The sequence below is a fragment of the Kordia sp. E genome, from assembly GCF_056033805.1.
Genome location: NZ_JBRASR010000003.1, coordinates 570,429 through 583,024, shown reverse-complemented (window position 1 = coordinate 583,024; position 12,596 = coordinate 570,429). Strand labels below are relative to the sequence as shown.

Sequence of the window (12,596 nt, the reverse complement as noted above, 5' to 3'; positions counted from 1 at the left end):
GCATCTTAAACAATTTATTAATGACAAAGATTGACGCTAAAATTTTGGAAAAAGCAACTGCTTGGTTACATCCAAATTTTGATTCAGATACCACTACTAAAGTGCAACAACTTATTGACACAAATCCTACAGAGTTAACAGAAAGTTTTTATAAAAACTTAGCTTTCGGAACAGGCGGAATGCGTGGCGTAATGGGACCTGGGACAAATAGAATCAATAAATATACACTTGGAAAAAACACACAAGGATTGAGCAATTACCTCAAAAAAGTGTATCCGAATGAAGCATTAAAAGTTGCAATTGCATACGATTGTAGACATAATAGTAAATCATTAGCACAAACCGTTGCTGATGTATTTTCTGCGAATGATATTGAAGTATTTTTATTTTCAGATTTACGTCCAACACCCGAATTATCATTTGCTGTAAAGTATTTAGATTGTCATTGTGGAATTGTTTTAACAGCTTCTCACAATCCTCCTGAATATAACGGTTACAAGGTGTATTGGACAGATGGTGGGCAAATTGTGCCACCACAAGATGAAGAAATTATTAATGAAATCAATCGATTAGAATTTTCAGAAATTAAGTTTGATTCAAAAAATGAGTTGATCAAATTAGTCGATAAAGAAGTAGATGAAGCATTTGCAAATGCAAGTGTCGCGAATGCTGATTTTAAAGCACCAAAAAAAGATGATGTACATATTGTATTTACATCTTTACATGGAACTTCTATTACGATGATTCCAGAAGTTTTGAAAAGAGCAGGATATAATAATGTACATATTGTTGAAGAACAAGCAAAACCTGATGGGGATTTTCCTACAGTAAAATCACCAAATCCAGAAGAGCCAGAAGCTTTAAAAATGGCTTTAGAACTTGCAAACAAAACAAACGCTGATATTGTCATTGGAACAGATCCAGATAGTGATCGTTTGGGAGTTGCAGTACGTGATTTGGACGGAAACATGATATTGCTAAACGGAAATCAAACAATGGTTGTCATGACTGATTTCTTGTTACAACAATGGAGAAACAACGATAAAATTAACGGAAAACAATTTATTGGCTCTACCATTGTGTCAACACCAATGATGATTGATTTGGCAAACGCATACAATGTTGAATGCAAAATTGGCTTAACTGGTTTTAAATGGATTGCCAAAATGATCAAAGACTTTCCTGAATTAGAATTTATTGGCGGTGGTGAAGAAAGCTTTGGTTTTATGACAGGAGATTTTGTTCGCGATAAAGATGCAGTTACTGCTGCTTTATTAGCCTGTGAAATTGCTACACAAGCTAAAGCCAATGGAAGTTCTTTTTATGAAACGTTGATTGATATGTATGTTGCACATGGTTTTTATAAAGAAAAGTTAGTTTCTTTAGTCAAAAAAGGAATGGATGGCGCGGCAGAAATAAAACAAATCATGATTGATTTACGCGAAAATCCATTGACAAGCATTGATGGTTCAAAAGTGATTCGTATTGAAGATTATCAAACTTCTGTTTCCACTGACATGACAACAACTGTCACAACGCCTATTTTAGTGCCAAAATCGAACGTATTGATCTATTACACAGAAGATGGTACTAAAATTGCAGCTCGTCCAAGTGGTACAGAACCAAAAATTAAATTCTACTTTAGCGTAAATCTGCCATTGACAAACAAAGCAGATTTTGCAAACGTAGAAAAACAACTCGATGCAAAAATTGATCGCATCGTTCAAGAAATGAAACTCAACTAATGGATTACATAAAGAAGTTATCACATTACATAATTCCTTATAAAAAATACGCATACTTAAATATTTTCTTTAACGTTTTATATGCTTTATTTGGAACACTTTCATTTGTATCATTGATGCCGATGCTGAAAGTTTTACTAAAAACTTCTAAGCCAATAATGGAAGCTCCTGTTCGTAGTAACTACGAAGGTTTTACCGCGTATGGAGATTATTTGAATGATTGTTTAAACTTTTTTATCACACAAAAAGTTGAGCAAGACGGACAATATTCGGTATTAATTTTAATGATTTGTATCGTTATTTCCACATTCTTACTCAAAAATGCGGCAGGATATTTTTCAAATTTCTTCTTGGCATATTTGCGAAATGGAATTCTGAAAGATATTCGAAATAAGCTATATCATAAAGTAACGACGTTGCCTATCTCCTACTTTTCTGAGAAACGAAAAGGTGATATTATCGCACGAATTTCTAATGATGTCAATGAAATACAAAATTCTTTACTAGCAATTTTAGAACTGTTAGTTCGTGAACCCTTGACAATTTTATTCACAATTATTGTCATGTTTTCAATTAGTACAAAATTGACTTTATTTGTCTTTATTTTTATTCCTGTTTCAGGATTTATCATTTCGCGAGTTGGAAAAAGTTTGAAAAAACATTCGGATCGAGTCCAAAAAGAAAATGGTGTATTTCTGTCTATTTTAGATGAAACGCTCAACGGTTTAAAAGTGATTAAAGGGTTCAACTCCGAATCACATTTTAATGATTCTTTCAATAATTCTACTTCTAAATTATACAAGTATTCTAACAATTTGGCGCACAGACAAAACTTGGCGTCTCCAACAAGTGAATTTTTAGGAATCGTGGTAATTGCAGTAATCCTATTATACGGAGGAAAATTAGTTTTGATTGATAAAATACTAACACCTGACGAATTTATCACTTACATGGCACTGGCTTACAATATTCTAACACCTGCTAAAGCGATTAGTAAAGCGAGTTATAAAGTAAAAGCTGGTAATGCTTCTGCTGATCGTGTATTGGAAGTTTTGAGTACAGAATCTCCAATTATTGATTTACCAAATGCTAAAGTTAAGGAAGGATTCACATCAAGTATTGAATTGAACAATATTTCGTTTAAATATGAAGATGAACTTGTCCTTAAAAACTTCTCGCTTAAAGTTCCGAAAGGAAAAACGGTTGCCTTAGTTGGACAATCAGGAAGTGGAAAAAGTACCATTGCAAACCTTGTGACGCGCTTTTATGATGTAAATGAAGGAAGTATTGATATTGACGGAGAAAATATAAAAACGCTCACAAAATCATCTTTACGTGGTTTGATGGGATTGGTAACACAAGATTCTATCTTATTTAATGAAACGATTCGTAATAACGTAAAACTTGGAAAACAAGATGCTACAGACGAAGAAGTGATTGAAGCCTTGAAAATTGCCAATGCATGGGAATTTGTCAAAGACTTACCGCAAGTTTTAGATCATAATGTTGGTGATTCAGGTGGAAAGCTTTCTGGTGGACAAAAGCAACGTTTGAGTATTGCTAGAGCCGTTTTAAAGAATCCGCCAATCATGATTTTGGATGAAGCTACTTCTGCCCTAGACACTGAAAGTGAACGTTTAGTACAAGTTGCCTTAGAAAATATGATGAAGAATAGAACTTCTATCGTTATTGCACACAGATTGTCTACAATTCAAAATGCAGATGTCATTGTTGTGATGCAAAAAGGTGAAATTGTAGAACAAGGAACACATGAAGAGTTAATCAAAAACAATAATGTTTACACTAAACTTGTACAGATGCAAACGATTTAAAAAATCTAATCAAGCTGTATTTTTTTTCTGATTGATTTAATTTTGAGTCTTGTAAAGTATAGGATTAAAAAGAAAATTGCTAGAATTCCTAGCAACACGATACCAAATGCAATTGGATTAGTAGACTCATCTTTTATAATCATATCTATAAAGAGTCCTATTATCACTAATGGAATCCCAATTAAAAACATATAAACGCGAAATGTTGGCTTAATCTGTATACAATCAAGATTGTTTTTTTCAAATAAAAAACTTACGGAAAACAGCATTGGATTGGCTCCTTCTGCCCATCCATAATCTAACACAAATCCACCATGTATCTCTGATTCTGTTTCGAAAAACTCAAAATCCTTTAAACCACTGATATATTCCCTCACTTCAATTTGAGTTAACGAAGTTGTTGGTTTATACAGCTTTTCAAGTCTAAAAATTGTACATAACATGTTTTCTATATGAATTAAGAAGTGTCTATTTTCAGCGGGTTAATATACTTAAAGTTATGAATGAAAAACATAAGTACCACTACTTAAATTTCGATTACAATTAAACTTTTTTTATCTTTAAATTAAACCATTTTATCTTTACAAAGTCAAAGAAGAAAATACAGATACATTGAACGTCGTAGAAACAACGCTGATAGATGACTTAAAGAACCCAAAAACGCAACAAAAAGCGTTTCGAGAACTTGTGTCTACCTATAAAGAACGTTTGTATTGGCATATTCGAAGAATGGTAACACACCATGAAGATGCAGATGATGTACTTCAAAATACATTCATTAAAGTTTTTAGAAGTATTGATAAATTTAAAGGTGATAGTAAATTATATTCATGGATGTACAGAATTGCAACAAATGAATCGATTACATTTATCAATCAGCGATCTAAAAAAGCAGGAATATCTTCGGAGGAATTACAAGATCATTTAGTGAATAATTTACAAGCTGATGTATATTTTGAAGGTGACGAAATTCAATTGAAATTACAAAAAGCAATTGCAACGTTGCCGCAAAAGCAACAATTGGTTTTCAATATGAAGTATTTTGAAGATATTACTTATAATGATATGAGTGAAGTATTAGACACGTCAGTTGGTGCGTTGAAAGCTTCGTATCATCATGCTGTAAAAAAGATAGAACATTTTTTAACAACACAACATTAAACCTTTTAAACAATTTAGAGTCAAACTATTGTGAAAAATAACGATTTACATAACAAAAAATTAACGGAAGGGTTTACAACTCCAAGCGATTACTTTGATACGTTTGAAGATCGACTTTTTGAAAAGCTTCAAGCGGAAACTATGATTCCAAAAGAAGATGGTTTCAAAGTTCCTGATGCTTATTTTGATGGTTTAGAAGATACGTTGTCAGCACAATTATTTTCTGCTCCGACAGAAGAAACAAAAGTGATTCCTTTATCTGGCAGAAAACCATATTTAAAATATATCGGATATGCAGCAGCAGCTTGTATGTTACTATTTATAATTTCAACTTTTATAACTACAAAACCTATTGAAGGTACTGATATTGTCGATAGTGATATCAATACATTTATTGAAGATGATTTAATTGCAATGAATAATTACGAATTAGCTACTGCATTTGAAGAAGAAAATATAGACATATCTACACTATTTCAAGTAGATTTAAACGAAACAGAAACAATAGATTATTTGGAAAACGTAACAGATCCATATGATTTATTAATTGAATAATATCATGAGCAAAAAATTATACACTACATTATTATTTTTGTGCTTTGGACTTTTAGTCGGATTTGCACAAAACGGTGAACGCGGGAAAAAAAGCAAAGAAAAGATCAAGAAACTGAAGATTGCTTACTTTACAGAAAACTTAAATTTTACAGAGAGCGAAGCTGAAAAATTTTGGCCTATTTATAATGCATACGATGATAAAAACCATGACTTGCGTGTGAAAGGTTTTTATAAAATTAAAAGAGAAATAAAAGACATAGAACAAATGTCTGAAGCTAAAGCACAAGAAATATTAACACGTTTTGAAGCTTTGGAAACTCAAATGCATGAGAACAATAGAGATTTAGTTCGAAAGTTAAAAAAGGTACTTACTGCAAAGAAAATTATATTACTTAAGAAAGCAGAACGCGATTTTAACAGAAAGTTAATGAAAGAGTATCGTAGAAAACGTCATGAATAACACACATCAATGTCCTAAAAAACCTAGAGTAGTTTCTACTCTTACTGCATTGATTAGAAAAGAGCATTTTTTTATAAAAAATGCTCTTTTTGTTTTAAACCTTTACAGGCAAATAATGTCTAAAAGATATAGTACACAACTAGTAATAGGTATGTAGTACATTATAATTTTTGGTGATTGGTGAAAAAGAGCGTTTTGTAAAACGCTCTTTTTTTATGAAATACTTATGTATAGGTATTTAAATTATTAGAGATTAATCGTATTTTTCTGAAAATTTTTTAGGGAAATGTCATTATTTAAAAACTATAATCCATATACATACATACAACAAAAAGGCTATACAAAACGGCTCATCATTATTTTGGTGATTTTATCTGTATTTATGAAAATTGCTACAGGATTATTTTCATTAAAAGGCTGGATTAAAGTTCCTCAGTTTAATGAAAAAGATTTGACAAATGACTGGTTTACTAATGCTATAAAGGAATTCCCCGAACAACTCTCCTATTTTAAAGCATATTTCATTATTGATTATTTTTGGTCGTTTTTGCTATTCTTTTTATTAGGCTTATACGTTTATAATAAAGCGACATTAAACAAAGAAAAAATAAAGTGGTTTTATTGGCCTTTTTTAATCATTAGTATACTCACCTTTCTATTAGATTGTGCAGAAAACACATCCTATTTAATCACAAAAACATATCCCGAAACTATTGCTTCATTTAAAGTTATCGGGTTTTCTATTGCAATTATATATGTAATTGTAGTCGCAATGTATTATTCTTTAAAAGATAGATTAACTATTTTAAGAGACTTTATAGCATCTGCTTGGATTAGCCTGCTATTTCTTGTTATTATTGGACTTACCTTACCAAAAGCACCACAAGTAAACTCTATTGTTGTGGATTTGTATTATCATCCTTTTCTATTTGTGATTGTATTATTAGTCTTTTTTGTGCCAATATTTTGTATTGCGCTATCACACTATCCTGCTTATTTTCTATTTTCTTCTTCCAACAAACGAGTTGGCAAGAAAACATGGCGTATACATAAACCTGTAGGCTTTTTTGGAATTATTTGGTATAGCAGCGATAGTAAAAGAGAAAAAGTAGATAAGACACAAAGTTTCATGTATGAGAATGCATTAGGTTTTTTAAGAAGAACCATCGGTATTTTCTTCTATGTGGCACTTTTTTATATGATTGCCTATACAACAGATACTAATTTTGATACACCTATTAGTATTAGTGGCTCTTCCATATTTTTCTTACTATTATTTATTTGGTGGCTGTATGAATTGAAAGAGAAAAAAGATACATGGTATGAATATTACAAAGCAGACATAAAAGCGATAGATAATGATCATCCTGATTTGTATTATGTAAAACAGAAAAAACCAAGTTTACGCAAAGAGATCATGACGTATGTTATCTTTTTAACACTTACGATTGTGGTACATGTTGTGTTGTTTGTTTTATTAATGATATTTTCCTGTCAAGGTCAATGTCCGTATACATTAGTCACTGTAGTATTTAGCCTCTTCTGCATTATTCTTCAAACCATCACATACATGTATTACCGTACATTTCGGTCTGTATTTAAGTATGCTTTTTTCAATGAAAAGATTCCTGCTATTTTTTACAGTTTCATCATTATGCGTGATAAAAGTTATCCAGGAACAGAAGATGAGAAAAAACAACAAATTCTAAGAAAATTTGAACAGAACGAATTATACAATGAAGGTTCCTTGTTTCAACGTATTGCCAAACTTCGAATCGGAAGTGTAAGTTTAGGTTCAATGAGTAATAACATCATCTTTCTGAAAATTATGGCGTATTTCGGATTCCTTAACGCTGTGTTTTTAATTGTGATTAATATTTGGCCAACTTTAGCTTTAGATATAAACGCTATTTTAATTTTATTTTCATATTTCTATCTTTTCTATGGAATGATTGTCATTATATTAAAACACTATATTTATTATAATGCTAAAGCTGAAAAGGCAGCTGAAAAAGAAAGAAAGCTTCTTAAAAAAAGAGACAAGCTTGAAGCTAAAAAAGTAGACGAAATTCCTAACATAGAAGATTCAACAGAAAGAGCTATCTTTTTAAAAGAAATTGTAGCAAAGCTTGCAGAATTGAAGCTTGAACTTCCAAAAGCTACAGCAGAAAAAATAAAACGAATTCGCAAACAGAAACAATTCTTGTTTATACTATATGTCTCTGTATTAGCAATTGTAGTATTCAACTTTTTAGCAAGATTTAATGAAGATAGTCGAAGTAATTTATTTGAATTGACACAGATAAAAGAAACGCTACCTAAAGAAGCTATTGATTTTACAACTTATGCCAAGAACTTACCTAAAACACGCTATTATATTGGTTGTTACGGTGGTGGAATGAAAGCAAATGCATGGACAATGACCGTACTAAATGCATTAGATGAGAATAACACACTGTACAACAAAACAGCGTGTTTATCAGGTGCGTCAGGTGGAACAATTGGATTGATTAATTATTCGGTTATTAAACACGAAATTGATTCAAAAGAATTACAAGAAAAAGCAATTCGAAAGATTGGTACAGAAAATATCTTATCCATGGATTTAACGCATGTATTTGGAAGAGATTGGCTAAATCATATTTTGGTTCCATCAAAAAAACTACAAGGAAAAGATCGTTCTACAGGTGCAATGAAAGTGTATGCAAAATATTCAAATCCGTCATGTTATGATGAAGAAAAAGAATTTGATGAGAAAAGGTTTCATACAACTTCATATCGACAGTATTGGCATGATATGTATTCAGATAGAAAAAAAGGATTTCCAATACTTATTAGCAATACAACTGATATTAGTGGACGCCAAGGAATGGCAGTTTCCATCAAATCAAATGACAACACTGTAAATGATATATTGTACGCAGGTGCATGTGATATTTTAGATTTAGATAACAAAAACACATTGAGTTTTTACAATGCAGCTTCTACAACTAATAGATTTCCATTGATAAGTCCTGCAGCAACTATTAAAGGAAAAGGACAGTTTAATGATGGTGGAATTTACGAGAATTCTGGTTTATTATCTGCGTATAAATTATATCTAGCAGTTGACGCAGCTGATAATACTGCAAAAGATCAAAAATCAATTTTTATCAATATTGTGAATGACAAAGCTGCTTATATAAGACATCGATTAGATTCTATTATGATGACTTGTAAAGGAGATAAATTAAATATTTCCAATGAAGTTTCTGCCATTTTAAATTCTGTAGCGGCAACAGAAATGTTTCCAAATTATATAAAAGATAAATTAACACTTTTGGACACGATACAAAAAGACAAAGTAACTTTTAAAAGTATTCATTTGCCACATCGTTTTAGTTTTGATGATGTAAAAGCTATTTATGGAGCGGATTTTAAAAACCTTGTTTGTGTTGATGATGTTTATGATATTATTAAAGAAAATAATGATGAAATACGCGACTTAACAAAAGGTCAAAAAAGTAAAACCTCAGCAATTATAGAGCCTGAAATGAGTCGTGTAATGGCAATTCCAGCATTTGAATTTATGCAATCAATGCTTGGACATAGTAGTATTCAAAAAACAATAAAAGAATTGCAGTAAAATTTAAAAGCTTGGTGGCTTTCTAAAAAATGTTATATTTTTTCTTTGATTCCTTTTCTCAAATAATAAATACCGAAAGCAAAAGTCACAATCGCAAACATAATTCCGTTTTCTCCAAGCCAATATTCTGCTCCTTCTATTTTGGTTGTTAATTCAGGAAGTATTTTTTGAATATAAACATTACTTACAGCGTGAAATAGTACTGCTGGCCATAAGCTTTTAGATTTAAATGTGTAATAAGTCATTATAAATGACATTGATATAATTACAACATAAAAAGTTGTCAATTCCAATATAATATTTTTACCATAATATACTATTAGTGGCCAATGCCAAGTTGCCCAAATAATTCCACTAAAAATAGAAACTCCTGTAAAAGAAAACACTTTTCTTAATTCATAAATAAAAAAACCTCGCCATCCAATCTCTTCTCCTAAAGTTGTTGCCGCTGCTCTTATTACTTCAATAGTTCCTAGTAGAATAATAACAATGATGATTATAGATGTAGTATTTAATGTTCCAATTCCTACTAAGCCAAGTTCTTTAGCCCATTGTGTAATTACTTCTCCACTTGCTAAACCTCCAAATCCGAAAATCCAAATTAATAAATAAGTGATTACTCCATACAGAGCAGGAATAAAATAAGAAAGTCTAATATATTTCCAATTTCCCCAATTCCAATTTAAAGAAGAGATGGAACGCCCTTTTAATTTGAGTGTAATTATTGTAGCTAATGCCGGGCACCACATAAGTCCACCAATGTATATTCGTGAAGGATATAAATTAACTATTGCATAATGAAAGATTGAACTTAAAACTGTGACAATCATTAAAAAAATCAAGATTGTTTTCCACGTTTCTTTAGTTTCCGATGCTGTTTTTTCCATTAACTTCTTTAGGTTGGTTTTAAAGATAACGAATGACGGAATGCTTTGTTACAGTATGACTAACGTGTTTGTTTATGAAACGTAGCATAAAAAAGGTGCTCATTTTTCGGCAAAAAGAACTAATTAGCTATTTTATATACACCATTATAGCAAATGTTATTTAGTGAAATTCAAAACCTATTTGAGTTACCTTACCATCTTTAAATCCAAGAACGGCAAAAGTGTTTTTTTTCTCTGTCAAAGGTTTAGACATTAAAAGTCCTGGCATAATTGTTAGGAATTCCACGTTTTTAATATTTGAAACAACTTCTTCATTTGCATCTTTATCAAATTCTACTCCGTCAATTTTCAACTTTCCAATGTAAGTGGTTTTGGGAAACGATTTATCTCCATCCCAATTATAATTAGCTCCAATAAATAAAAGTTTGTCATTTACTATATGTACTGAAAGTCCAAGTTCTTTGTAATGATAATTTGTTTTACCTGTTGGATATTTTTTATATACAGTAGGTTCTCCAAGTATATTTTTTATAACATTAAAAGATGTTGTTTTATCTATTTTAGTATTATTAAGTAGCACATTTGTCTCATCCACAAATTCAATATCTATTTTATTTTGGGAATAAATGAAATTTGAAAAAAAGGCAAAAGTTAGAATTAGTAATAATCTTTTCATTGTATTTTGAATTTATATATTTAATGTTTGCTAAGTATTTGTGTATGGTTAGTTGCTGTGAGCACTAAGATAGCAAAAAGGAGAAGTTATTGAGGTTTCGGCTGAAATACTTTAGAAGCTCTTAAATACCATCCAGCAATTGATTATGCACGTCTTTGTTGTAACATGTTTTTTAGTAGAGCCATATATATGCAAGATAGCATAGATAAATGAGTAATAAATAAAGAACAACTTTGAACCATCGACCGACTATTTTATTTTTTTTGAATTCTTCTGGAGTATAGATCGAATTAAATTTTCGCTTTCCTAAAAACCAAAAATATCTTAAGATTGAACCAAACCATTCAGAAGTATTTGGTTCATATTCTGCATAAAGTCTATCAGGAAGGTTTTCTAAAAGTTTCTTGCGATGAGGATGTTCTTTCTTTAACAATACTTTGAGTTTATTAGTTAGTCGCTGTAAGGGATAATATGTTACAACATAGGTATATTTCTATGATAACTAAATTTAGTTATCAGTTAGCGCTAATAGAATCTTTATTAATCTCAAAAGAGTATATGAGTTTTTAACTCTTTACAGTTGTTTTTTTTAAAATATTATTTAAACATCAAACGTGCTATTCTATTTTTTCCTGCGGCATATGCAATAGAATCATTTACAAAACGAATGGTATAAAATCCTTCGTCTGATAAATGTGTCCATGTATCACCTGAATCTTTAGAGTAGTCAATTCCTTTAAAACCAACTGCTACCAAATGCTTTGCATCACCATTTGGAATGTATTGTACACAACTCCTATATCCTGGCTCGTTATTCTTAGCAACTATTTCCCAAGTTTTTCCTCCATCTGAAGTTCTAATTTTGTTAGCTTCGTTGCCATCAGGTTTAGTATAATCGCCACCAATGGCAAAACCATTTTTAGCATCATAGAAATCTATTGAATACATTCCTGTAGTTTCTCTTCCTTGAACTATAGGCGTTTCATACGATGTCCAAGTATTCCCTTTATCTGCTGAATATAGTATTCTACTTGTCTTTCCTCCTGTTGCAACCCAAGTTTCATTTCCTTTTGCTACAATATTTGTATTACTAGCTGCAAAAGCTGCTTCACCTTCTTTTGCTTTTGGTAAATTTTCACATGCTATTTTTTGCCATGTATTTCCTCCATCACGCGTTACAATCATACTCATGCAATCATCCGTAGGATCACCAATGGCAATTCCTTCTTTATCATTCCAAAAAGCCATTGCATCATAAAATACTTTTTCATGTTCTTCTTTGTACACTAAAGAAACCTTTTTGTCTGGCGTAATTTTATATAATAGTGCAGGATTTACAATAGAGATTCCAAATGTATTTCCATTTACATACGCTGTCGCTCTAAAACTTACTTCTAAAGAATCTGACACGTTTCCTTTTAACAAAGGTGTATGTACATCGTTTTTTGCATCATAATAGCCTATTGTTGTTTTGTTTCCTCCATAAATCAAATCATTATTTGAAGCGACAGCGATTGCTCTAATGCTTACTTCGAAATCATAAATTTCTTCTATGGCAACCGAACTAATTTCTTTTGGTTGAACCTTTTCTGCTTGTTTATTTCCACAAGAAAAACAAAGAATTGATAAGAATACTATAATGATATAACGCATGT

10 protein-coding genes are annotated in these 12,596 nt (G+C 31.0%); 6 read left to right on the top strand and 4 right to left on the bottom strand.

What is annotated here, in order from left to right; translation table 11 throughout:
* Positions 1 to 20: 20 nt before the first annotated feature.
* A complete protein-coding gene (locus tag ACUUYC_RS15750; RefSeq protein ID WP_474267372.1) occupies positions 21 to 1,745 on the top strand; it encodes a phospho-sugar mutase in 1,725 nt (574 codons plus the stop codon).
* Complete coding sequence (locus ACUUYC_RS15745; protein ID WP_474267370.1) at positions 1,745 to 3,577, top strand: ABC transporter ATP-binding protein; 1,833 nt, start codon at positions 1,745 to 1,747, stop codon at positions 3,575 to 3,577. The genes ACUUYC_RS15750 and ACUUYC_RS15745 overlap by 1 nt, the downstream gene beginning before the upstream one ends.
* A gap of 5 nt (positions 3,578 to 3,582) precedes the next feature.
* Here the strand turns inward: ACUUYC_RS15745 and ACUUYC_RS15740 are convergent, their stop codons facing one another.
* Positions 3,583 to 3,954 carry a hypothetical protein gene (locus ACUUYC_RS15740; protein WP_474267368.1) on the bottom strand — a complete coding sequence of 124 codons (372 nt, stop codon included), beginning with the start codon at positions 3,952 to 3,954 and terminating at the stop codon, positions 3,583 to 3,585.
* Between the two features lie 235 nt (positions 3,955 to 4,189).
* Between ACUUYC_RS15740 and ACUUYC_RS15735 the strand changes: the two genes are divergently transcribed.
* From ACUUYC_RS15735 to ACUUYC_RS15720, 4 genes are all read left to right on the top strand, one after another.
* On the top strand, positions 4,190 to 4,738 hold the full coding sequence (locus ACUUYC_RS15735; RefSeq protein WP_474267365.1) for an RNA polymerase sigma factor: 549 nt from the start codon (positions 4,190 to 4,192) through the stop codon (positions 4,736 to 4,738).
* 30 nt (positions 4,739 to 4,768) lie between these two features.
* Positions 4,769 to 5,293, top strand: a complete 525-nt coding sequence (locus ACUUYC_RS15730) for a hypothetical protein (RefSeq protein ID WP_474267363.1) — start codon at positions 4,769 to 4,771, stop codon at positions 5,291 to 5,293.
* Between the two features lie 4 nt (positions 5,294 to 5,297).
* Positions 5,298 to 5,753 carry a hypothetical protein gene (locus ACUUYC_RS15725; protein WP_474267360.1) on the top strand — a complete coding sequence of 152 codons (456 nt, stop codon included), beginning with the start codon at positions 5,298 to 5,300 and terminating at the stop codon, positions 5,751 to 5,753.
* A 286-nt stretch (positions 5,754 to 6,039) separates the two neighbouring features.
* Positions 6,040 to 9,378 carry a hypothetical protein gene (locus ACUUYC_RS15720; RefSeq protein ID WP_474267358.1) on the top strand — a complete coding sequence of 1,113 codons (3,339 nt, stop codon included), beginning with the start codon at positions 6,040 to 6,042 and terminating at the stop codon, positions 9,376 to 9,378.
* A 32-nt stretch (positions 9,379 to 9,410) separates the two neighbouring features.
* Here ACUUYC_RS15720 and ACUUYC_RS15715 read toward each other — a convergent pair whose 3' ends face one another.
* The 3 genes from ACUUYC_RS15715 to ACUUYC_RS15705 all read right to left on the bottom strand — a co-directional run bounded on the left by ACUUYC_RS15715 (position 9,411) and on the right by ACUUYC_RS15705 (position 12,594).
* Positions 9,411 to 10,265, bottom strand: coding sequence for a CPBP family intramembrane glutamic endopeptidase (locus tag ACUUYC_RS15715; protein WP_474267356.1), 855 nt, complete (start codon positions 10,263 to 10,265; stop codon positions 9,411 to 9,413).
* Between the two features lie 160 nt (positions 10,266 to 10,425).
* Positions 10,426 to 10,941, bottom strand: coding sequence for a DUF7738 domain-containing protein (locus ACUUYC_RS15710; protein ID WP_474267354.1), 516 nt, complete (start codon positions 10,939 to 10,941; stop codon positions 10,426 to 10,428).
* Between the two features lie 597 nt (positions 10,942 to 11,538).
* Positions 11,539 to 12,594 (bottom strand): sialidase family protein, encoded by a 1,056-nt coding sequence (locus tag ACUUYC_RS15705; protein ID WP_474267352.1) that lies wholly within the window; start codon positions 12,592 to 12,594, stop codon positions 11,539 to 11,541.
* Positions 12,595 to 12,596 lie beyond the last annotated feature (2 nt).